The organism is Aquabacterium sp. (assembly GCF_049317225.1).
Lineage (GTDB): Bacteria > Pseudomonadota > Gammaproteobacteria > Burkholderiales > Burkholderiaceae_C > Aquabacterium.
In genome coordinates this window covers 1-21,435 of record NZ_JBMOIR010000030.1, presented here as the reverse complement: position 1 = coordinate 21,435, position 21,435 = coordinate 1, and the positions used below count along the sequence as shown (strand labels likewise).

Below are 21,435 nucleotides of genomic sequence, written 5' to 3'. Positions count from 1 at the left end.
CCCTTCCGTTGGAGCGCAGACGGATCATCTGATGACTATTCACTTGACAAGTGACTGAAGCGGACAACAAAACGACCCCAAAAACCACCCCTATGAAGGGCGAGGAAACTACCTAAGCACCCACCCTTACGGGGGAGTACTCGATTTGCACAAGTATGTAGCAAACCGATAAGGATCAACCCCAGGAAACTGGGACCCCGATAGAGAACACATCCTCACCAAACGAATGTCGGTGTGAATGTGGCGCAACATGCTCCATCCAGCCCCCAAAAAAAGAAACCCCCGACATCAGACTGATGGCGGGGTTGATGGATGCGGGCTTGTCGCCCGCATGCTCCCTGAGCAGATGACTCAGATCAGTGAGCCCACATCCAGAACTTGCTGCCCTGCATGTCGATGTTGTTGATGGCCATCGAGCCAAAGGACTTGTTGCTGCCACCCATCTTGATCGATTCCACGGTGACGGAAGGCGTCAGCTTGGTGTCCATCTTGGCGTTGGGGAAAGCAAACTGAACCACGTCCGAAGCGCCGTCATAGATGGCGGTGCCCGTTTGCGCACCAAACGCGTCGTAAGAGGCAGCCGTCAGCTTGCCCAGTTCGGTAGCGATCGTGCCGCCAGCGGTCACGTCAGCCACCGATGCGCCGCCACCGACCAGGCTAGCCGCCGTAGCGCCACCAGCCAGTTGCTTGGCCAGGTTGGCTTGAGTTTGAGTTTGACCCAGACGTGCGCCGATCGAGTCAGCGACGGTCGACACGAAAGCACCCTTACCCAGGATGTCGATGGTCATCACAAACAGACCCTTGATGCCGATGTTGTTGAACGACACAGAACCACCGTCGGTGTCCGTATCGGTGTACTTGAACGAACCGATGTTGACATTCAGGTCAGCACCGATCGACACACCGTCTTGACCGCTCACAGCGCTCAGGTCAGCGTCTTCGATCGAGGACATGGCGAAGGAAGAAGCGGAAGCGGCGGCCAGGGCCAGAGCAACGAAGGAAAGCTTGAAGGCTTGCATGAATAACTCCAGGAATATGTGTTTAGGTTGGATGTCTCACGCCGTGCTTGCCTCACCACCTCGTGGAGTGATCGGCCCCACTTTTGCTCGTTACGAATAACGTGAAACGGGTGATTTGTTCGCGGCGTGTGACAATGATCACGAATTACCCCCACCCGCAACTGACCCATCCGGCCAAGCGCATGACCCTGGAATCCACCCTGATAAAGGGCGAGGAAAGTGCTTAAGAAGGAGCCCCTAGGGGATAACGAGCGACATTAAACCTAATGCGCCAAACTTATCCGACTTCCCCCTGAACTGGCGACTTCGGGGCCCCATGGCGACTCGCCTGACGGTGATGCCGCAGCCACAACCATCCTGCAAGAAAGGTGACCACAACAATTCCGACGAGCCACACGACGGTGCGTACCTGAAAACGATCTGCCTGAAAGATCTTGACCAAGGCGGTCATCCCGACTGTGGCTGGCAGCAGCCCCAGCCACGTCCCAGCAAGGTAGGCGGATAGCCGTACTCGTAGTGCACCAGCCACCAAATTAACGATCAAAAAGGGCGCCACTGGCAATAGCCTGCTCAAGGCAACGGTCAAGACCCCTCGTCGGCTGAGATGCCGCTGGAGCAGCACCATTCGCGATCCAAGCAAGCGCTCGACCACGCCCGCAGCGACATAACGCCCGATGGCCCATGTGACAACTGCCCCGCCAAGAATCCCGAATAATGCATACGCAGCACCTGGCCACGCGCCAAATACCAACGCGCCTGCTGGCAGCAAGATCAGCACTGGCACCCCAAAGGCTGTGGCCACTGTGAAGCCAGCCACCACATAGCATTTCCCAAATGGCAGCGCCAACACCTCCCGCCCAATTTGAGCCAAGACCGGTGCGCTCATCAGCAACTTGCCTGCGGGTGTTTGCCATGCTCCGTACAACAAGGCCAGGACAGCAAGGTAGCCCGCCATCAACAAGAGTCGCCCCCAAGAAAGGCCCTTCTTGTTCAAGAAAACGGTGAGGGGATGCACGCGCAAACAGTTAGAGCAGCGGAACGACTTCGTCCGCTTTGATTTGTTCGGGCAAGCTGCCAATGTGCTTCATGGGCAGCCACATGGTGACCGTGGTCCCTTGTCCGAATGTGCTGTCGACCACCACTTCGCCACCATGAAGTTCGATGATTTCTTTCACGATGGTCATTCCCAGTCCGGTACCTGGAATGTTGCCAGAGGTGTCCGCGCGGAAGAAACGCTCAAACACCTTGGTTAATTGCGCTTCGGTCATGCCCATACCGTGGTCTTCGACGCGAATGCCGACTTCAGCTTGTGTCCCGCGTCGTCTGCACAAGACATCCAGCGAGATCTCGCCACCGTTTGGCGAATACTTGTAGGCGTTGGAGAGAACATTGGTCAGCGCCTGTGACAACTTTGATCGGTCGACATCCAGCATGATGGGCTCTTCAGGCAAGGTGACCTTGACCTTGCGATCGTCGTTGTTGACGAGCAAAGCACCCAGGGCCTGTTCAATGACACCTTGCAAGGATTGTCTGGATCGATTGAAGTCTTTGCCACGCCGCGCTTCAATCCGAGCCAGATCGAGCAGTTCGTTCACCAGGTTGATCAGGATGGACGCCTGCCGGTGAATCGTCTCGAGCATGTCCTTCCGATGCTCGTCCTTGAACTGCCGCTTCAGCAGCAATTCCGTGAATCCAAAGATGCTCACCATGGGTGTACGCAACTCGTGCGCTGCCATGGCTAGGAACTCGCTCTTCATGCGATCGACTTCGCGCTCATGTGTCACGTCTCGGAAGTACATGACGGTTTCATCGTGCGATCCACCATGCCGAATGCGGCGAACCAGTGTTCTTTGACACGGGGTGTGCAAGTGCAATAGCTCTCGGGTGGTGTAGGCGTTGCCATCGGCATCCTTGTCCGAGTCCGAGGTTTCGTCTTCTCTGGACTGGCACTGACTCATCAGTTGATCTTCAAAGACATCGCGAGACTGCCCCACCATGTCCGCAGCCGACATGCCAGTCATGGCCTCGAAGGCCGGATTGACAATCGTGACCTCGCCTCGCTTGTCCAACACCACAAAGCCGTCGGGGCTCAGGTCGAACACGGCGTTCAAACGCTCCGTGCGCAAACGCAGCACTTGTTCGGCGGCCACGCGATCAGAGATATCGGCCTGGATGCCGATGAAGTGTGTCAGTACGCCCTCTTGATTCAAGACCGGTGAAATCGACAACTCAATGTAGTACTGAGAGCCGTTCTTTCGGTAATTACGAATGACAGCTTGCGCGCGACGTCCCTCTTTGATGGCCTGGCGCAAAACAGTCAGACCTGGCTGATCGGCATCGGTGCCGTGAAGGAATCTGGGGTTGAGGCCAAGCACCTCATGCACTTCATACCCCGTGATTTGCTCAAACCCCGAATTGGCATAGATGATGGGATGACTGGGCAAGGTCATGGAGACGATGATGACGCCATCACTGGATGAGGCCAAGGCACGGTCGCGCAGCGCCAGCTCTTGCTCGGCCCACTTCGCGTCAGTCGTATCACGCACGATAAACGAATAGATCTGCTCCCCATCCAGAAAGATGCGGGCAGCCGACAAAGCCACGGGAAAGACCGTGCCCTCGGCACGCTGACCGACGGTATCCAGGCCAATGACCCGGTTGGAGAAGCCATGTTCGTCAAACCATTGATCGAGCGACGTTGCAGCCAGAGACGGCAGCAGCGTGTCGGCAATCGGCTGCCCCAGCAATGCGTCGCTCTGTCGACCAAAAATGCTCACGGTCGCCACATTGCACCAAGTGATCCTGCCCTGGCTGTCTACCATGACGATCGCATCCGGCGCGGCATCCATGACCGCAGCACGCCGTGTTTGCTCTTTTTGCAAAGCGGCATCCATCTGCTTGCGGGCACCGCTTGCACGGCGACGTGTAGCGATCAACATCAGGTAGCCCTGCATGGCCACCAATGCCGCAATCACCATCACGATCAACGCAAGCCACACTGCGGCATGTCGATACAAATACTCAACGGTGGTGAGTTGGCGCATGCCGCCAGCGATCCTCAACGACCACGAACGGCCATCCAGCGTGATCGGCAGCACGATCCGATCCGATGCCCCGTCCACCATGGCTTCCGGCCATGCCAGCGTGGTTTCGGCAGAAGTCAGAAAACTTTTCAGCGCCCAGAAATGCCCATCGCTGTGGGGCCGCCAAGCCTCGGCAGCAGGCATGAGCGCGGTCACAACCCAACCGCTTCGTGCCTCCCAAAGCGCCTCGACCAGCACCCAATACGGATCTTGAGCGACCGACCCAAGCTGGCAAAGTTGCCACTGATGCGCCGCATCTGCCTCGCTCAGGCATGCGGCGAGCGCAGCGACCTGATCCGAATCAGCCTCCAGGCCCAAACTCTGGAGCACAGCATCCAGCGCCTTGACATGTCTGGGCAACCAAGCTGAACCTGCCTCCGGCCATGCCGACAGCGTTGCAGCGCGTGCCGCTGGCATGGCCAGCACCCATTGACGCACCTCAGACAACAATGCACGACGCTGCTGCAAACGGTACTGCACCTGCTCCTGCATGTGCGTCGCCTCAGCCAAAAACTCCTGCTGATTGCGCCAAGACTCCAATCGATAGACTGCAACCAGCCCCCCAGCGGTCAGCAACGTCGCGAGCAAAACGATGACCGCAACGACACGACGAGGCGTCCAACTGCCGAAGACATGCTCCAGCAGGCTTTGCACCCGACTGACGGGCTGCACCGGGTCTGGCGCGGTCATGGGTGGCCCCTCAGGCTGACGCCGAGACCAGGTTTTCGACGCGCTCGATCAACTCCAGAGGACTAAAAGGTTTCACCAAGTAGGCATCAGCGCCCACCGCCTCGCCGGCAGCCAAGTCAGTCGCCTGACCACGCGCCGTCAGCATGACCACGCGGATCTTTTGAAGCACCGGGTCCTTCTTGATGCGATCACACACCTGGTAGCCATCCAGCAGTCCCGGCATCATCACATCCAGAAGGACGACGTCAGGCATGATCGCCCGCACCATGTTCAACCCGGATTCACCATCGTGTGCCTCATGGATCTCGAAGTCGCCGAATTCGAGCGTCATCCGAATGAGTTTGCAAATATCAGGTTGATCTTCAACGATCAAGATGCGGTGGGCCATGTTGGTCTCCTGTTATCCGTGCAGCACTTCGCTCAGTTTTCATCGAGCTTGACGCGCTTGCTCATGCTGCGCGCCATCAGTTGCGCCATGTCTCGTGCATAGCGTTGCGCTTGCTCTACCGACAGTTGCGCGTCTTGAGATGCCGGCGCCCCGGCGGGAATTTCCAGCACGAAGTCAACCCCATCGAAGTCATCTTCGATGCGAACCGAGCCACCGTGCTCTTCCAGAATGCGTTGACTCAATGCCAAACCGATGCCCTTGCGCGCATCGCTGGGCTTGGCGGTATCCCCGACCCCAAAGGGTGCAAAGGCACTGCGTCGCTCGTGGTTGGACACAAATAGGCCTTTGTTGCTGGCCCGGACCATGACACGGGTCCCCACGGCATGAACAGACAGTTCGATCAAACCACCGCTCTGCGCACTGCGAATGGACTGTTCCAAATACTCCGACAGTGCTTTGCTGAGCCAGTGGGTGCTGCCATAAATGGCTGGTAACTCGCCTTGAATCCCCTCTGTGGCCACGGTGATGTTGCGGGCGGTGGCCAAGGGCATGACCTCTGCCAAAGCTGCCCTGAGCAAATCAGGCAGCATGATGCGCTCTTCTCGAACGATTGAGCTTTGACCGAAGATAGACACAAGATCTCGCAACTTACCGAGCTTTTGAGACAAATCCTTGGCGTTTTGAACCAACTCCACCAACTCTGGCGTGGGTTGCTGCTTCTGGGCAATGCTGATGACCGTTGGCAAGCGCTCCGCCAACAGATTGATGGGGGCCTCCATCTCGGCCTCAATGTAGCCAATGAGGTTCTCAAGGGCCTGTGAATACCAACGCTCCTCAGACACATTGTTCATGACCACCATCAGGTCATTGCCAACCGGTGCCTTGATGACCACGGCCCGAATCGAATCGGGATGAGCTTCCTGCGTGGTCAGCTCAAACTGAAACGGCAACTGCAGCATGTTCTGACCTGCAGCCTTGACCGTCCGTTCAGCCACAGGGTCCATCATCTGTTGCCCGAGCATGACGGGTGTCATCTGCACAGCCGCCTTGTTGGCGTACCGAACAATGCCGCTGCGCTCAACCCAGACCACGCCACTTTTGACCTGATCAAACAATAATCGGAATGCCTCGTTCATGATGAATATCCCATCTTGGTCAACGGATGCCCGAGCAAACTCCGCCCTACCCTAGCAGCAATGTCTTCTGGCGTAAACGGTGCACCTACCTGCTCGACTCTCTCGGGGATTCCCCCCTTCGCCGCTAACGCCTCACTGTTCAGATCCGTCAGCAACATGATCCGCATGTGCGCCATGGATTCACAGCGCTCCAGCGTTCGCAGCATTTCCATACCGTCCATGCCATGCAGGGCCAACGTGGTGATCAAAATATCCGGCGCCTTTTGTCCAATCTGTATCAAGGCCAGATAACCGGTTTCGGCGCGACGCACAGAGACTGCTTCACCAAAAGCAGCCAATGCGGCCTCACAACGATCGATCCAACCACTTTCGTCGGCCACCAGCAGCACATCGACGACATCACGCTCCGTTGGCGCCAGTTGTTGCTGTCGCATGGCCAGCAATTCGCGCTTGCCGGCACGGGGCTTGTCCTGCTGAGTCTCACCCAGCCCGGTACTGATCGCAAGGGCTTCCACCGCCGTAAGCGGAATGCGGCGATGCCCGCCAGGCGTCTTTGCAGCAGGCAAGATGTCGGCCTCTACCCACAGTTGCACCGTGCGTAACGAGACACCCAAGCGCTTGGCCGCTTCTCGGGTGGTCATCATGCGGGAGCCTGGGCCCAGAGGAATCACTTCTGACATACCTCACATCCTCGCGAGCAATGGATTTAGGTGATGTACGGTTTATCGGCCATCCGTTTCATTTTTTTCGCTTTGATTTCAGGAAATGGCACGCATGCCCCGTTAAATCAGAGAGATATGTGAACTATTCACCCCGCCATCGCCACTTTCTGATCGGCCTCAGATTCGGCACAATCGCGCACCATGAGCAAAGCGTTTACCAAGGAATCAGCAGGCGATGACGAGGACGATCTGGCCTTGCCCCCCCTGCCTGCCGGCGGCAAAAACTACATCACCCCCGAGGGATACCAACGTTTGCGCAATGAGTTGATCAACCTGATCGACAGCGAACGCCCCAAGGTGGTGGAAATCGTGCACTGGGCTGCCTCCAATGGCGACCGCTCTGAAAACGGTGATTACCTTTACGGCAAAAAACGCCTGCGCGAAATCGACCGGCGCATCCGCTTTCTGACCAAGCGGCTCGACATCGCCGAAGTGGCCGACCCCAGCCTGCACCACGGCAACGATCAGGTGTTTTTTGGCGCCACAGTGACCTACGAAAACCAGGCTGGCGTGGAACGCACGGTCACGATCAAGGGCATTGACGAGGTCGACAACCTCCAAGGCGAAGTCAGCTGGATTTCGCCGATCGCCCGCGCCCTGCTCAAGTCACGCGAGGGCGACGAAGTGCAATTCATGGCCCCCGGCGGCCTGGAGCGCCTGGAAATCATCCAGGTCAGCTACCCCAAGCCTGCCACTTCGCACTGACACGCGTCAGTGCGGCACCACGCGCTGGGCGTTGAGCACCACGGCACAACGCTTGAGCGTGCGGATCACTTCAGCCAAGTGATCCGTGTCGCGCACTTCCAGGCGCAACTTCAACTCGGCCGTTTCGCCCAAGCGTTCGTCACCCATCTCGATGTGAGTGATGTCGGTTTCGGCGCTGCTGACCGCCGCCGCCACTTGGGCCAGCACGCCCTTGCCGTTGGTCACCAAGACCTTGATGACGGTTTCGAACATACGGGCCGGCTCATCTGACCAGCTCACATCGATCCAGCGTTCACGATCGCGCTCGAACAAGCGACGGCCTACGCCGCACTCGTGCGTGTGGACCACCATGCCCTCGCCGCGTCCCAGGTAACCGGCGATGCGGTCGCCCGGCACAGGACAACAGCACGGTGCCAGGCGCACGGTGGCGCCTTCGTTACCATCGATCACCACAGCAGCCTGATGCGGCACATCAGCCTCAAAGCGCCCCAGTGTCAGGGTCACGGCATCAGGCCGCTCACCCGACTCGGCACGCATCTGTGCCAAGCGCTTGGCCACCATCTGCGCAATCTTGCGCCCCAGGCCGATGTCCACCAGCAACTCGTCACGGCTGCGGTTGCCCCCCCAACGAATCAAGGTCTGCCACAGCACGCCCGTATCGCCTTCAGAGTCTTCATTGCCCGGGGGCAGCGACAAGCCTTCGGCACGCAAGGCCTGCGTCAGCAACTTCTCACCCAAGGCCAAGGATTCTTCCGCCTCCATGTTCTTGAGGTAGTGGCGAATCTTGGAACGGGCGCGACCGGTACGAACAAAGTTCAGCCAGGCAGGGTTGGGGCGTGCGCCCTGCGCGGTCACGATTTCAACAACATCCCCGCTGCGGAGTTCGGTCCGCAGCGCCACCGGCGCGCCATTGACCTTGGCCGACGCGCAGTGATCACCCACGCGCGAATGAATAGCGTATGCGAAGTCCACCGGCGTCGCCCCCTTGGGCAAAGCCACGATGCGAGACTTCGGCGTCAACACGTACACCGACTCGGGGAACAGGTCGATCTTCAGGTGTTCGAGGAACTCGGCTGAATCGCGCGTTTCATGCTGGATGTCGATCAAGGACTGCAGCCACACTGCCCCCTGCTGGGGCGAAGCCTCGCCCGCATCCTCATGCTCCTTGTACATCCAGTGCGCGGCGATCCCCTTCTCGGCCACTGTGTGCATGGCTTGCGAGCGAATCTGGAACTCGACCGCCGTCCCCACCGGGTTGATCAGCGTGGTGTGCAAGGACTGGTAGCCGTTCGGCTTGGGAATGGCGATGTAGTCCTTGAAGCGGCCCGGCAGCGGCTTGTACAACTGATGCAGCACGCCCAGCGCGCGGTAGCAGTCGAGCAGTTCGCGCGCCACGATGCGGAAGCCAAAGATGTCACTGACCTGGGCAAAGCTCAGGCCCTTTTCGATCATCTTGTTGTAGATCGAGAAAATGGTCTTCTCGCGGCCATACACGTCGACCTGCATATCCGCTTCACCGAAGGCCACTTCGACTTCTTTGCGGATGCGCTCGACCAGATCTCGGCGGTTGCCACGCGTGCGCTTGACCGCTTTGGCCAGGACCGCGTAACGCCAGGGATTGATGTACTGGAACGAGAGTTCCTGCAGTTCGCGATAGGTTTGATTCAGACCCAGGCGGTGCGCAATCGGCACATAAATGTCCAGGGTCTCGCGGGCGATGCGGGCACGCTTGTGCGCCACCATGGCCGCCATGGTGCGCATGTTGTGCAAGCGGTCGGCCAGCTTGATCAGGATGACGCGCACATCGCGCGCCATGGCCAGCAACATTTTGCGGAAGGACTCGGCTTGCGACTCCTCCTTGGTCGAGAAATGCAGCTTGTCCAGCTTGGTCAGTCCATCGACGATCTCAGCCGTGGGCGCACCAAAGCGCTCGATCAGCTCAATTTTGGTGACGCCACAGTCTTCCATGGCATCGTGCATGAGCGCTGCCATGATGGCCTGCGCGTCCAGCTTCCAGTCGGCGCACAGGCCCGCCACCGCGATGGGATGGGTGATGTAGGGCTCGCCACTGGCCCGAAACTGCCCCAAGTGGGCTTCGTCGGCAAACCGGTAGGCCTCTCGCACGCGACGGATGTCCGCCTCGTCAAGGTAATCAAGCTTGTGGGTCAGTGCGGCAAAAGAAGCCGCAGCAGCATCGTGAGCCAGGGTCATGGGCAGACTTTAGCGCGGAAGCGCCAAACCGCATACGCACAAAATGATCGGATAAATGGCAAAGGCCCGTTTTTCAACGGGCCTTTGTGCCAGATCGCGTTCGAAGCAAACCGCTCAAAAGCCGCTTGCCCCCAAGAAAGATCAGGTCGGAACCTTGCGCAGCATTTCCACGCCAACTTGACCGGCGGCGATTTCGCGCAGGGCGGTCACGCTGGGCTTGTTGCGCGATTCGATCTTCGGGGTGTGACCTTGGCTCAGCATGCGAGCACGGTAGGTGGCAGCGAGCACGAGCTGGAAGCGGTTAGGGATCTTTTGCAGGCAGTCTTCAACAGTGATGCGGGCCATGGTGGACGCTCCGTTAGTGTCGTGATCGGGATCAGACCAGATTGAGGGCCTGGAACACAGTGGACTTGTTCCGGCGCTGAGCTGCATATTTTAACCTCTGCGCGTGAACAATTGCCTTCAAGTCGAACAAAGCCGTCTCAAACAGGGCATTGATCACCACAAAGTCGAAATGTTGAGCCTGCGCGACCTCGATCCGGGCGTTCTGCATCCGCACCTCGATCACGTCGGCCGAGTCTTCACCCCGGCGATTCAGGCGCTGCAGCAACTCCTCGTAGCTCGGCGGCAGGATGAAAATCAGGATGGCCGTCGGGAAGATCTTCTTGATCTGCAAGGCGCCTTGCCAATCGATCTCCAACACCACATCTTCGCCCCCCTTGATGCGCTCTTCGATCGCCTGGCGCGAGGTGCCATAGAAGTTGCCATGCACCTCCGCGTACTCGAAGAAGTCCCCGCGACCGATCATGGACTGGAACTCTTCCATGGCCGTGAACCAGTACTCACGACCATGCTGCTCTTGTCCGCGAGGCGATCGGGTCGTATGCGACACACTGACTTGCAGGTGTGAATCCAACTCCAGCAAAGCTTTCACCAGACTGGACTTGCCGGTGCCGCTGGGCGCGGACACCACAAAAAGATTGCCGGGATATTCCATGGCAAGGTTTCCTTTATTCGATGTTCTGAACCTGCTCACGCATTTGCTCGATCAACACTTTCATGTCGACCGAGATCTGGGTCAATTCCAGCGCAGCGGCCTTGGAACCCAGCGTATTTGCTTCACGGTGTAATTCTTGAATCAGGAAGTCGAGGCGCTTGCCGACCTCCCCGCCCTTCTTCAGCAAGCGGCCAATCTCATCAAGGTGGGCCTTGAGGCGTTGCAACTCCTCGTCCACGTCAATGCGCAAGGCATAGGCTGCAGCTTCACTCAGGGCACGCTCTTGCGCGGCCTCCGGCGTGACCGAGCCGCCCACAGCCTGCAAGGCTTCTTGGTATTTCTGAACAAAACGCTCTTGCTGACGCTGCACCGCCGCTGGCACCAGGGGCGTCGCCTGCTCGGCCAAAGCTTTCAAGCCTTTGAGCTTGTCGTGCAGCACCGCCACCAAGCGAGCGCCTTCACGCTGACGGGCTTCCTTCAGCGCTTCCACGCACTGGCGAGCCGCCTCCAGCGCCGCATCTTCCAGTCGCACGGAAGGGGCGGCGGCACGACACCAGTTCAACACCTCGTTGACCGACAGCGGTGCTGCCTTTGGCAACCAGTTCTGCACTGTGCCTTCCAGGCGCGCCAGCGTGTGCAGTTGATCAGGCTGAGGCTGAGGCCAGCCCGCATCCGAGGCACGTTGGGGCTGCAGCCGAAACTCGATCTTGCCGCGCTTGAACGAGGCCGTCAGCATCTCTCGCAAAGCAGGCTCGAGGCCACGAAACTCGTCGGCCAGCTTGAAGCTCAGATCCAGAAAACGACTGTTGACGGAGCGCAGTTCAGCGCCGACCGCGCCCGAGGCGGACTTGCGTGACGCATTCGACGCCTCCGCGTCTTCGGTGTTTTCACTGACGTGGTCGAGAGCCGACGACACCGCCGCGGCAAAGCCGGTCATAGAGTAGACTGACATAAATACCTTGACACCAGACAAAACCCGATTATGTCAAAGCCGAAACCCGCCCCGTTGCCCCCGGGCACCGTCGTGGGCGGCTACCAGGTCGTCAAGAAGATCGCGGCAGGCGGCTTTGGGGTTGTTTACCTCGCCGAAGACCCCGACAAACGGCTGGTAGCGCTGAAGGAATATTTGCCCGCATCGCTGGCGGAACGGGCACCGGGTGAACTCATCCCGCGCGTCAAGCCCGACAAGCAGCCGCTCTACCGCTTGGGACTGAAAAGTTTCTTTGAAGAAGGCCGATCGCTGGCCCAGATCGCGCACCCCAGCGTGGTGTCGGTGCTGAACTTCTTCCGAGAAAACGAAACCGTTTACATGGTGATGAACTACCTGCAGGGCGACACCCTTCAGGACTTCATCGTCACGGCACGAGACCTCAAGCGCGACAAGGTGTTCCGCGAATCCACCATTCGCAGCCTGTTTGATGAAATCCTGCGCGGCTTGCGCATCGTCCACCAGTACAAGATGCTGCATCTGGACATCAAGCCCGCCAACATTTTCATCACCAACGAGAACAAAGCCGTGCTCCTCGACTTCGGCGCGGCGCGCGAGGTGCTGTCCAAAGAGGGCAACTTCATTCGGCCCATGTACACCCCCGGTTTCGCGGCACCCGAGATGTACCGCCGGGACGGCTCACTGGGCCCTTGGACCGACATTTACGCGATCGGCGCCTGCATCTATGCCTGCATGCAAGGCTATCCACCGAACGATGCCCCTCAGCGTCTCGAAAAAGACCGCTTAGGGCTATCGCTCTCTCGACTGCGGAACGTCTATTCGGATAACCTGATCGAAGTGACAGAGTGGTGCATGTCGCTGGATCCGCTGGCCCGCCCTCAAAGCGTTTTTGCGCTACAAAAGGAATTGGCCCGCGAAACTGAACGGCGCTACTCCAAACTGACTTTTGCTGAACGCGTCAAGCTTCAGCTTGAAAACCTCAAATCCGGATCCAAAGCATGAGGTTCTCCGTCTACCAGATCAGCCGCAAAGGTGGCCGCGAAAAAAATGAAGACCGCATGGGCTATTGCTACACGCGGGACGCTGGCCTGTTTGCTCTGGCCGACGGCATGGGCGGTCACCCCGAAGGCGAGATGGCGTCCCAGCTCGCCCTGCAGACCATGGCGGCGTTGTTTCAGCGCGATGCTCGCCCGGACTTGGCTGACCCCATCCGCTTCCTGCAAGAGGCCATCATGGCCGGCCACCATCAGCTGCTGCGCTACGCCAGCGAGAAGGGCCTGATCGACAACCCACGCACCACCATCGTCGCCTGCATCCTGCAAGGCAACGCGGCCTACTGGGCGCATTGCGGCGACTCGCGCCTGTATTTTGTCCGGGGCGACAAGCTGATTGCTCGCACGCGCGACCACTCCTACTCCGAGTTGCAGCAGACCCTGTCGTCGGTTGTCCCCTTGAATGATCGCTACAACCGCAACGTGTTGTTCACCTGCCTGGGTAGCCCTGGCCGCCCCGTGATCGACACGGTCGGCCCCCTGCTGCTGCAAGAAGGAGACCGCATCTTGCTGTGCTCGGATGGCCTGTGGGGGACCACCGAGGATGACGTCATCACCCACCATCTGGCCAGCCATTCGATTTCCGATTCGGTGCCGGAACTGGTCGAGATTGCCCTGCGCAATGGTGGCCCCAAGTGCGACAACGTCAGCATCATCGCCATGGAGTGGGAGTCTGCCGAGGACGAGCGCCCCAGCGTTTCGACAGAGTCGCTGGGTGACGAGGTTTTTGCCTCCACCATCCAGGCGAGCGTGGGGGGCAGTGCTGAAGTGGATGATCTGGCAGACGACTTGGACGAGGCCGAAATCGAACGCTCCATCCGCGAAATCAACGAAGCCATCCGGCGCTCTGCTAACGCAGCCCGCAAGAACTGAGCGTCCGCGCCACAATACACACCCTCGACCGCCAGCAGGTTGTCGAGGGTGATTTTTTTAGAGCCCCTACATGCGCAAGACTCTCATTCTGGCCTCCAACAACGCCAAGAAGCTCCGCGAACTACAAGCCCTCATCACCCCGTTAGGGGTCGAGTTGGTAACTCAAGGCTCCCTCGGGATCCCAGAGGCCGAAGAGCCCCACGTCACGTTTGTGGAAAATGCCTTGGCCAAAGCTCGCCATGCCGCTCGTGAAGGCCGAGGACCCGCCATCGCCGACGATTCTGGCTTGTGTGTGGATGCCTTAGGCGGCGCCCCGGGCGTGCGCTCAGCGCGATACGCTGTGGATGCAGGGCGAGTCCCTGAAGGGGCGGGGAGAGAGGTCATTGACCCCGCCAACAATGCCTGGCTGCTGGATCAGATGCAGGGGCAAAGCCTTCGTCGAGCCCACTTCACCTGCGTGCTGGTCGCCGTGCGCCACGCTGAGGATCCGGAGCCCCTGATCGCAGAAGGACACTGGACCGGCGAACTGCTTCACGCACCGCGCGGCGAACACGGCTTCGGCTACGACCCCCTGCTGTGGCTTCCTGAGCACCAGCAAAGCGCTGCAGAATTGCCGCCAGAAGTGAAAAACGGCATCAGCCACCGAGCCCAGGCCTGCACCCACTTGCTGCACCTGATCCAGGCACGCTGGGGCATCAACGACGGCAAACAGTGGGCTTGGCAACCAGCATGATCACGCTGCAAAAGCCCGGCGCTTTGAGCGCCCTGCCCCCGCTGTCACTGTATGTGCACCTCCCGTGGTGTCTGCGCAAATGCCCCTACTGTGACTTCAACTCGCACGAGCACAGACAAGCTGACGGCTCACTGCCCGAATCTCGCTATTTGGATGCCATCTGCGCCGACATCGAATCAGCGCTGCCCCAGATATGGGGGCGCCGGGTGCACACCATCTTCATCGGTGGCGGCACACCCAGCCTGTTCTCGCCAGAAGCCATCGACCGCCTGCTGTGCGACATCCGTGCCCGCCTGCCTGTCAATGCCGATGCCGAGATCACGCTCGAAGCCAACCCCGGCACCTTCGAAAAAGACCGTTTCAAGGCCTTCCGCCAAGCGGGCGTGAACCGCCTGTCCATCGGCGTGCAGAGTTTTGACGACCAGAAGTTGAAGGCACTTGGACGCGTCCACAACCGTGCGCAAGCCATCGCCGCGGTCGAAGAAGCTCAAGCCTGCTTCGACACCTTCAACCTCGATCTGATGTACGCCTTGCCCGGTCAGTCCATGCACGACCTGGAATCTGACATCCAGCAGGCCCTGGCGTTCAAGCCCCCCCATCTGTCGCTGTACCACCTGACCCTCGAGCCCAACACGCGCTTCGCCACGCAGCCTCCTGAAGGTTTGCCGGACGATGACTCCGCGTTCGACATGCTCGACCACCTCATTGAGCGGACCACCGCGGCCGGACTCCAACGCTACGAGGTCTCGGCGTATGCACGACCGGGGCACCACTGTCAGCACAACCTCAACTACTGGCAGTTCGGAGACTACCTCGGGGTCGGTGCGGGCGCTCACAGCAAGATCAGCTTCCCAGACCGAATCGTGCGCCAAGTGCGCTGGCGTGAGCCAGCCGCCTACATGGAAAAGGCCTTGCAGGGGCAAGCCTGCTCTAATGAGCACGAGGTGCCCCTGAAGGCCCGCGCTTTCGAGTTCATGATGAACGCCCTGCGCCTGCGCGACGGATTCGAGTTGCTCCGCTTCAGTGAGCGCACCGGCCTGACCCTCGCGAGCATCCAGCGTCCCTTGGCAGAAGCCGAGGCCAAGGGCCTGCTCGAACGGGACCTGGCCCGCGCCTGGCCCACCGCCCAAGGCTTTGACTTCCTGAGTGACCTACAGGCCCTGTTCCTGCAAGACTGAGCAAACACCCACAAAAAAGCCGCTGCGACCCGGAAGGTCCAGCGGCTTTTGATCATCTGATGAGCACCGGTCCTACACCGGCACCCACGAGACTTACTTCTTCTCGTCGCGCAGTTCGCGGCGCAGGATCTTGCCCACGTTGGACTTGGGCAAGTCAGCGCGGAAGTCGATGTACTTCGGACACTTGTAGCCCGTCAGTTGCTCGTGGCAATAGGCCTTCAGTGCTTCCACGGTCAGGCTTTCGTCCTTGCGCACCACGTACAGCTTCACAGCCTCACCCGACTTGGCATCAGGCACGCCCACAGCGGCACACTCCAGCACGCCAGGGTGCATGTTGACCACCTGCTCCACTTCATTCGGGTACACGTTGAAGCCAGACACCAGAATCATGTCCTTCTTACGGTCCACGATGCGAACCTGGCCCCGTTCATCCATGATGCCGATGTCGCCAGTGCGGAAGAAGCCGTCTGCGGTCATGACCTTGGCGGTTTCATCCGGACGCTGCCAATAGCCTGCCATCACCTGCGGGCCGCGGATCGAGATTTCGCCCACGCCACCGATGGGCTGTGCAACGCCATCATCATCCAGGATGGCCACTTCGGTCGAAGGCAAGGGATAGCCGATCGAACCATTGAACTCGGTATTGTCGAGTCGGTTGGCCGTGGCCACCGGCGAAGTTTCCGACAGACCGTAGCCTTCCACGATCGGGCAACCCGTGACCTTCTTCCAGATTTCGGCTGTGGCTTGCTGAACGGCCATGCCCCCCCCCATCGACACCTTCAGGCCCGAGAAGTCGAGCTTGCCGAAGTCAGGGTGATTGGCCAGCGCGTTGAACAGCGTGTTCACGGCCGGGAACTGGTTGATCTTGTACTTGCTCAGCGTCTTGATGACGGCCGGCAGGTCACGCGGGTTGGGGATGAGGATGTTCATCGAACCCGTGCGTGCGCCCATGAAGTAGCAGACCGTCAGCGCGAAGATGTGATACAGCGGCAACGCGCACACCGACACCAAAGGCTGATTACCCAACTTATCCAACTCAGGCTTGAACCAGGCTTCGTTTTGCAGAATGTTGGCCACCACGTTGCTGTGCAGCAGTGTCGCGCCCTTCGACACGCCCGTGGTCCCACCCGTGTACTGCAGGAAGGCCACATCCGTGGGTTGCAGCGCAGGGCGGTTGTACTTGAGTGCACGCCCCTTGGCGATCACGTCCTTGAAGGTCAGAACCTTGCACTTGTCGGTATTCGGCAGGTTGTAGGCAGGCACCATCTTCTTGACGGAGCGCACCACAAAATTCACCAACGTCCCCTTGATGAAAGGCAGCATGTCGCCCATCGATGCCAGCACGACGTGCTTGACCGGCGTACGAGCGACCACTTCCTGCAGGGTCGTTGCGAAGTTCTCGAGAATCACGATGGCATCTGCGCCAGCATCCTTGAGTTGATGCTCGAGCTCACGAGGGGTGTACAGCGGGTTGACGTTCACCACCACATACCCTGCACGCAAGACTGCCGCGATCGACACCACGTACTGCGGCACGTTCGGCATCATCAGCGCCACGCGCGAACCCTTGGGCAAACCCAGCGACTGCAACCACGCCGCCATCGACTTGGACAGTTCTTCGACTTGCTCATACGTCCAGTGCACGTCCATGAAGGACGCCATGTCACGCTTGGCAAATTGCTTGAAAGACTGGTCCAGCAAGTCAACCAGCGAGTTGTACTCACCGGGATTGATTTCAGCAGGAACACCAGCTTCGTAATGAGCCAACCAGGGCTTGGAACTCGTCATCGCTATCCTCGTCTCGTATCGATCGTTCACGACTACGGGCTGAACATGGAAGGTTTGTCTGCACCCGTTTGCACTGCACGCATTCTGCAACATTCACAGCTAAGGGTATTCCCGCAACAACTGACAACACAAGGTGACAACAGCAAGTTTCAGGAAGATAGGCGTAGTGGTTTTCCCTTGATTGGTGCGGGTTTGCTCGTGGTTTTCGCTAGGCAGCGCCGACCTCAAATTTGACTCACAATGTTTCCTATTTCAAATTCACCCGTTCGACACCGCCCTCACCATGGTCGACAAAGCCATCAATCAGCCCCTCACGCCCAAGCGTCGCTGGTTCCTCAAAACCGCGCTGGCCATTGGCACTGTCGGCGCCACATTCGGTAGCCTGGTCTACTGGCACCGCGGCTTGAGCCATGGCCGCCTCACACCACATGGACGCGATGTCATTCTCGGGCTCACCCGAGGCATCGTGGGCCCGATGCTGCCCCAGGATCCCACACAACGTCAGGCGGCGCTGGAAGCCCACCTGAGCGCCATGGAGCGCTACATCAACGGACTGCCAGCCGTTCTGCAAGTCGAGATCAACGCCATCCTCGGGTTGCTGGGCAATGGCGTGACCCGCTACATGCTCACCGACCTGCGTGGCGGATGGCAGGGCGCCAGCGACACCGACATCGAGCGTGCGCTGGAAACGATGCGCATCAACCCACTCCCTACGCACCGCCTCACCTACCAGGTCGTCCGAGGACTGACCTGCATGACCTTCTTCACTCAAAGCAGCAACTGGCCTGGCACCGGTTATCCCGGCCCCCTCGACGTATGAGCAAACTTCCCGATCCGTTCCGCGAGGGTTTGGCCCGCGGCTGGCAAGCCCACAATGGCGCAGATGGCCTGCCCGATGAAATCACCTGCGACGTCGCCATCGTTGGCACGGGCGCCGGCGCCGGTATCACTGCCGAAATTTTGACCAAGGCCGGCTTGGCCGTGGTACTGCTGGAAGAAGGCCCCCTTCGCACCAGTCGAGACTTCAACCAGCGGGAGGCCGAAGCCTACAGTTCGCTGTATCAGGAGTCGGCGGCACGCCGCACCATGGATGGCGCCATCAGCGTGCTGCAAGGCCGATGCGTTGGCGGCACCACCGTGGTCAACTGGACCAGTTCGTTCCGTACCCCTGAAAACACACTTCAGCACTGGCAGGACAAGTACGGCCTCCAGGAGCTCAACGAATCGGCCATGGCCCCATGGTTTGAGCAGGTCGAGCGCCGACTCAATATGCACCGCTGGGAAGAAGCTCCGCCGAATCGCAACAATGAAGTCTTGCGCCAGGGGGCACAGAAGATCGGTATTTCCGCTGACGTGATCCCGCGCAATGTCAAAGGCTGCTGGAACCTCGGCTCCTGCGGCATGGGCTGCCCCACGAACGCCAAACAGTCGATGCTGATCACGACCTTGCCAGCAGCCCTCGAAGCCAAGGCTCGGCTGTATTACCAGACACGGGCGCAGCGCCTGGACATCAAGGATGGCAAAGTCCAAGCCATCCAGTGCGTCCCCATTCGCGTCAATGGCGAAAAGGTCTCAGACAAAGTGATGCGCGTCAAAGCACGCCATTACGTCGTCGCAGGTGGTGCCATCAACTCACCCGCCTTGCTTTTGCGATCGAACGCCCCAGACCCCCATGGCTTTCTGGGCAAACGGACGTTCCTGCACCCCGTCTCATTCTCGGCCGGCATCTTTGCAGAAAAAGTTGCCGCTTGGGCGGGCGCCCCTCAATCCATCTATTCAGACCACTTTGTGCACAACGCACAGGCTGAGGGCCCAATGGCGTACAAGTTGGAGGCGGCTCCCCTTCAACCTGGCTTGGCATCGATGCTGATGGGTGGTCACGGCGCAACCCTGGCCGCACGCATGCAGCACTATCCGCACACGCAGATGATGCTTTCGCTGATGCGCGACGGCTTCCATCCTGAGTCAGTCGGGGGCACCGTTCGACTCAACCCGGATGGCTCCCCTCTCCTGGACTACCGCCTGACCGACTATGTGTTTGATGGCATGCGTCGCTCACTGCTGACCATGGCGGAGATTCAATTTGCCGCAGGCGCCCAGATGGTCATGCCGTATCACGAGCAAGGTCAGTACTACCGGTCGTGGGCGGAGGCCAAAGCCGGCATCGCCCAGCTCGAGATGAAACCGCTGCTGATGGGGGTGGGCAGCGCTCACGTGATGGGCGGCTGCTGGATGGGCGGTACCGAAAAGCTGGGGGTGATCCGTCCGGATGGTGTGCATTGGCACATCGACAACCTGTCGGTTCACGATGGCTCGATTTTCCCGACCAGCATCGGCGCCAACCCACAGCTGTCCATTTATGGCGCGACCAATAAGCTGGCAACTCAACTGGCCAAGCAATTGACAGGCAAAACAGTTCAACTGGCCTAACTGGCCGGCCATGAAAAAGCCCCGCCTAGGCGGGGCTTTTTTCTTGCCAACGAGAGGCAACGCCTCTCGCTCACAAATTACTTGTTGCGGGTGCCCACAACTTCGATTTCAACGCGACGGTTCTTGGCGCGGCCAGCTTCAGTCTTGTTGTCAGCAACGGGTTGCTTCTCGCCCTTGCCTTCGGTGTACACCTTGGAAGCGTCGATGCCCTTGCTGGTCAGATAGGCCTTGACAGCGTCAGAGCGCTTGACCGACAGCTTCTGGTTGTAAGCATCGGTGCCCTTGGAGTCGGTGTGACCCACGGCGATGATGACTTCCAGATTCAGGCCCTTGACCTTGCCAGCCAGATCGTCCAGCTTGGCCTTGCCTTCGGGCTTCAGAACAGCCTTGTCGAAGTCGAAGAAAGCGTCAGCAGCGAAGCTCACCTTCTCGGTAGCAGGCGCAGCGGGTGCCACGGCAGGAGCCGGAGCAGGGGCTGCAGCCACAGGAGCCGGTGCGGCAGCTGGAGCAGGCGCAGCAGGAGCTGCGGCAGGAGCAGCCTTGCCACCGTCACAGCCTTGAGCAGCTGTTTCAGGGGTCCAGAAGTTGTTGCGCCAGCACAGTTCGTTGGTGCCGTTCTTCCAGACGGTGCCGTCGGTAGCACGCCAGTTGTCAACGGTTTGCGCAAATGCACCACCAGACAAGGCAACGGTAGCGAACAGGGCGGCAACTTTGTTCAGTTTGATCATGCAAGTCCTCACGAGATGAAACGCAGCATTCAACTGCGATGCGCCCTGAAAGGGCAACGACCCGGATTGGGGTGGGGCACTGAGTACCCAGGCATCCCCAGGGCACTTAACGAAAACCATTGTGCCATAGACAATTTGTCACTCAAGTGGCAAGCACACGGCAGCTGGGTCAGGCGCCTCCGTGTTGCGCTGCGACTACATGATCCGCCAATTACAATGATCCATTCGGCTTGTCGCGCGCGTGAGAATTTTCTGCTGAAGTTCTTCTTGATTCGACCTGTCGGAACCCCGGTCTGCCAGCCGCGCGGCGGGTACACCTCTCTTCTTACCGTGAAGCACGCATGACGTCATTCGCCAAGGAAACCTTGCCCATCAGCCTCGAAGAGGAGATGCGCCGTTCTTACCTCGATTACGCAATGAGCGTGATCGTGGGTCGTGCCCTGCCAGATGCCCGTGATGGCCTGAAGCCAGTTCACCGTCGCGTTCTGTTCGCGATGCACGAGTTGAACAACGACTGGAACCGGCCTTACAAGAAGTCGGCCCGTATCGTCGGCGACGTCATTGGTAAGTACCACCCGCACGGTGACTCTGCCGTGTACGACACCATCGTGCGGATGGCGCAGGACTTCTCGCTGCGTCACATGCTGGTCGATGGCCAAGGCAACTTTGGTTCGGTCGACGGCGACAGTGCGGCGGCCATGCGTTACACCGAAATCCGCCTGTCGAAGATCGCCCACGAGATGCTGGCCGACA

At 59.3% G+C, this 21,435-nt stretch carries 20 protein-coding genes; 8 read left to right on the top strand and 12 right to left on the bottom strand.

Annotation, left to right across the window (positions count from 1 at the left end):
- Positions 1-356 precede the first annotated feature (356 nt).
- From ACOYNB_RS13715 to ACOYNB_RS13690, 6 genes are all read right to left on the bottom strand, one after another.
- Positions 357-1,019, bottom strand: a complete 663-nt coding sequence (locus tag ACOYNB_RS13715) for a DUF6160 family protein (protein ID WP_422839565.1) — start codon at positions 1,017-1,019, stop codon at positions 357-359.
- A gap of 277 nt (positions 1,020-1,296) precedes the next feature.
- Positions 1,297-2,034: a TVP38/TMEM64 family protein gene (locus tag ACOYNB_RS13710; protein WP_422839564.1), complete on the bottom strand. Its 738-nt coding sequence runs from the start codon at positions 2,032-2,034 to the stop codon at positions 1,297-1,299.
- 10 nt (positions 2,035-2,044) lie between these two features.
- The gene (locus ACOYNB_RS13705; protein ID WP_422839563.1) at positions 2,045-4,792 is read right to left on the bottom strand and encodes a PAS domain-containing sensor histidine kinase; all 2,748 of its coding nucleotides are present in this window, start codon (positions 4,790-4,792) and stop codon (positions 2,045-2,047) included.
- Positions 4,793-4,802: 10 nt separating this feature from the next.
- Positions 4,803-5,180 (bottom strand): response regulator transcription factor, encoded by a 378-nt coding sequence (locus tag ACOYNB_RS13700; RefSeq protein WP_422839562.1) that lies wholly within the window; start codon positions 5,178-5,180, stop codon positions 4,803-4,805.
- A gap of 32 nt (positions 5,181-5,212) precedes the next feature.
- Complete coding sequence (locus ACOYNB_RS13695) at positions 5,213-6,316, bottom strand: ATP-binding protein (protein ID WP_422839561.1); 1,104 nt, start codon at positions 6,314-6,316, stop codon at positions 5,213-5,215.
- Complete coding sequence (locus ACOYNB_RS13690; protein WP_422839560.1) at positions 6,313-6,996, bottom strand: excisionase family DNA-binding protein; 684 nt, start codon at positions 6,994-6,996, stop codon at positions 6,313-6,315. Before ACOYNB_RS13690 ends, ACOYNB_RS13695 begins: the two co-directional genes overlap by 4 nt.
- Before the next feature lie 183 nt (positions 6,997-7,179).
- Here ACOYNB_RS13690 and greB point away from each other — a divergent pair, with 183 nt between their 5' ends.
- Positions 7,180-7,743: a transcription elongation factor GreB gene (gene greB / locus ACOYNB_RS13685; RefSeq protein ID WP_422839559.1), complete on the top strand. Its 564-nt coding sequence runs from the start codon at positions 7,180-7,182 to the stop codon at positions 7,741-7,743.
- A gap of 6 nt (positions 7,744-7,749) precedes the next feature.
- On the opposite strand, the gene ACOYNB_RS13680 is transcribed toward greB, so the two are convergent.
- From ACOYNB_RS13680 to ACOYNB_RS13665, 4 genes are all read right to left on the bottom strand, one after another.
- Positions 7,750-9,954: a RelA/SpoT family protein gene (locus tag ACOYNB_RS13680; RefSeq protein ID WP_422839558.1), complete on the bottom strand. Its 2,205-nt coding sequence runs from the start codon at positions 9,952-9,954 to the stop codon at positions 7,750-7,752.
- 141 nt (positions 9,955-10,095) lie between these two features.
- Complete coding sequence (rpoZ, locus tag ACOYNB_RS13675; RefSeq protein ID WP_374259125.1) at positions 10,096-10,299, bottom strand: DNA-directed RNA polymerase subunit omega; 204 nt, start codon at positions 10,297-10,299, stop codon at positions 10,096-10,098.
- 31 nt (positions 10,300-10,330) lie between these two features.
- On the bottom strand, positions 10,331-10,951 hold the full coding sequence (gene gmk, locus ACOYNB_RS13670) for a guanylate kinase (RefSeq protein ID WP_422839557.1): 621 nt from the start codon (positions 10,949-10,951) through the stop codon (positions 10,331-10,333).
- Between the two features lie 13 nt (positions 10,952-10,964).
- Positions 10,965-11,903 (bottom strand): YicC/YloC family endoribonuclease, encoded by a 939-nt coding sequence (locus tag ACOYNB_RS13665; RefSeq protein ID WP_422839556.1) that lies wholly within the window; start codon positions 11,901-11,903, stop codon positions 10,965-10,967.
- 30 nt (positions 11,904-11,933) lie between these two features.
- Between ACOYNB_RS13665 and ACOYNB_RS13660 the strand changes: the two genes are divergently transcribed.
- The 4 genes from ACOYNB_RS13660 to hemW all read left to right on the top strand — a co-directional run bounded on the left by ACOYNB_RS13660 (position 11,934) and on the right by hemW (position 15,736).
- A complete protein-coding gene (locus ACOYNB_RS13660; RefSeq protein WP_420817618.1) occupies positions 11,934-12,902 on the top strand; it encodes a serine/threonine protein kinase in 969 nt (322 codons plus the stop codon).
- Positions 12,899-13,825, top strand: a complete 927-nt coding sequence (locus ACOYNB_RS13655) for a PP2C family protein-serine/threonine phosphatase (protein ID WP_422839555.1) — start codon at positions 12,899-12,901, stop codon at positions 13,823-13,825. Before ACOYNB_RS13660 ends, ACOYNB_RS13655 begins: the two co-directional genes overlap by 4 nt.
- Before the next feature lie 70 nt (positions 13,826-13,895).
- Positions 13,896-14,558: an RdgB/HAM1 family non-canonical purine NTP pyrophosphatase gene (rdgB, locus tag ACOYNB_RS13650; protein ID WP_422839554.1), complete on the top strand. Its 663-nt coding sequence runs from the start codon at positions 13,896-13,898 to the stop codon at positions 14,556-14,558.
- Positions 14,555-15,736 (top strand): radical SAM family heme chaperone HemW, encoded by a 1,182-nt coding sequence (hemW, locus tag ACOYNB_RS13645; protein WP_422839553.1) that lies wholly within the window; start codon positions 14,555-14,557, stop codon positions 15,734-15,736. The genes rdgB and hemW overlap by 4 nt, the downstream gene beginning before the upstream one ends.
- A 93-nt stretch (positions 15,737-15,829) precedes the next feature.
- On the opposite strand, the gene ACOYNB_RS13640 is transcribed toward hemW, so the two are convergent.
- A complete protein-coding gene (locus tag ACOYNB_RS13640; RefSeq protein WP_422839552.1) occupies positions 15,830-17,524 on the bottom strand; it encodes a long-chain-fatty-acid--CoA ligase in 1,695 nt (564 codons plus the stop codon).
- A gap of 283 nt (positions 17,525-17,807) precedes the next feature.
- On the opposite strand from ACOYNB_RS13640, the gene ACOYNB_RS13635 reads away from it, so the two are divergent.
- Both ACOYNB_RS13635 and ACOYNB_RS13630 read left to right on the top strand, forming a co-directional pair.
- The gene (locus ACOYNB_RS13635) at positions 17,808-18,344 is read left to right on the top strand and encodes a hypothetical protein (protein ID WP_422839551.1); all 537 of its coding nucleotides are present in this window, start codon (positions 17,808-17,810) and stop codon (positions 18,342-18,344) included.
- Entirely contained in the window at positions 18,341-19,954 is a 1,614-nt protein-coding gene (locus tag ACOYNB_RS13630; protein WP_422839550.1) for a GMC family oxidoreductase N-terminal domain-containing protein, read from the top strand. Before ACOYNB_RS13635 ends, ACOYNB_RS13630 begins: the two co-directional genes overlap by 4 nt.
- Before the next feature lie 77 nt (positions 19,955-20,031).
- Here ACOYNB_RS13630 and ompA read toward each other — a convergent pair whose 3' ends face one another.
- On the bottom strand, positions 20,032-20,682 hold the full coding sequence (gene ompA / locus ACOYNB_RS13625) for an outer membrane protein OmpA (RefSeq protein ID WP_374259243.1): 651 nt from the start codon (positions 20,680-20,682) through the stop codon (positions 20,032-20,034).
- Positions 20,683-21,023: 341 nt separating this feature from the next.
- Here ompA and ACOYNB_RS13620 point away from each other — a divergent pair.
- Positions 21,024-21,435 (top strand): DNA gyrase subunit A (locus ACOYNB_RS13620; protein WP_422839549.1); only part of this gene is annotated, 412 nt, incomplete at its 3' end.

Coding starts and splice junctions, on each gene's coding strand:
- ACOYNB_RS13635 (WP_422839551.1), top strand. CDS start 17,808: ATGGTCGACAAAGCCATCAATCAGCCCCTCACGCCCAAGCGTCGCTGG.
- gmk (WP_422839557.1), bottom strand. CDS start 10,951: ATGGAATATCCCGGCAATCTTTTTGTGGTGTCCGCGCCCAGCGGCACC.
- ACOYNB_RS13660 (WP_420817618.1), top strand. CDS start 11,934: ATGTCAAAGCCGAAACCCGCCCCGTTGCCCCCGGGCACCGTCGTGGGC.
- ACOYNB_RS13680 (WP_422839558.1), bottom strand. CDS start 9,954: ATGACCCTGGCTCACGATGCTGCTGCGGCTTCTTTTGCCGCACTGACC.
- ACOYNB_RS13640 (WP_422839552.1), bottom strand. CDS start 17,524: ATGACGAGTTCCAAGCCCTGGTTGGCTCATTACGAAGCTGGTGTTCCT.
- hemW (WP_422839553.1), top strand. CDS start 14,555: ATGATCACGCTGCAAAAGCCCGGCGCTTTGAGCGCCCTGCCCCCGCTG.
- ACOYNB_RS13700 (WP_422839562.1), bottom strand. CDS start 5,180: ATGGCCCACCGCATCTTGATCGTTGAAGATCAACCTGATATTTGCAAA.
- ACOYNB_RS13665 (WP_422839556.1), bottom strand. CDS start 11,903: ATGTCAGTCTACTCTATGACCGGCTTTGCCGCGGCGGTGTCGTCGGCT.
- ACOYNB_RS13630 (WP_422839550.1), top strand. CDS start 18,341: ATGAGCAAACTTCCCGATCCGTTCCGCGAGGGTTTGGCCCGCGGCTGG.
- ACOYNB_RS13715 (WP_422839565.1), bottom strand. CDS start 1,019: ATGCAAGCCTTCAAGCTTTCCTTCGTTGCTCTGGCCCTGGCCGCCGCT.
- greB (WP_422839559.1), top strand. CDS start 7,180: ATGAGCAAAGCGTTTACCAAGGAATCAGCAGGCGATGACGAGGACGAT.
- ACOYNB_RS13655 (WP_422839555.1), top strand. CDS start 12,899: ATGAGGTTCTCCGTCTACCAGATCAGCCGCAAAGGTGGCCGCGAAAAA.
- ompA (WP_374259243.1), bottom strand. CDS start 20,682: ATGATCAAACTGAACAAAGTTGCCGCCCTGTTCGCTACCGTTGCCTTG.
- ACOYNB_RS13705 (WP_422839563.1), bottom strand. CDS start 4,792: ATGACCGCGCCAGACCCGGTGCAGCCCGTCAGTCGGGTGCAAAGCCTG.
- rdgB (WP_422839554.1), top strand. CDS start 13,896: ATGCGCAAGACTCTCATTCTGGCCTCCAACAACGCCAAGAAGCTCCGC.
- rpoZ (WP_374259125.1), bottom strand. CDS start 10,299: ATGGCCCGCATCACTGTTGAAGACTGCCTGCAAAAGATCCCTAACCGC.
- ACOYNB_RS13690 (WP_422839560.1), bottom strand. CDS start 6,996: ATGTCAGAAGTGATTCCTCTGGGCCCAGGCTCCCGCATGATGACCACC.
- ACOYNB_RS13695 (WP_422839561.1), bottom strand. CDS start 6,316: ATGAACGAGGCATTCCGATTATTGTTTGATCAGGTCAAAAGTGGCGTG.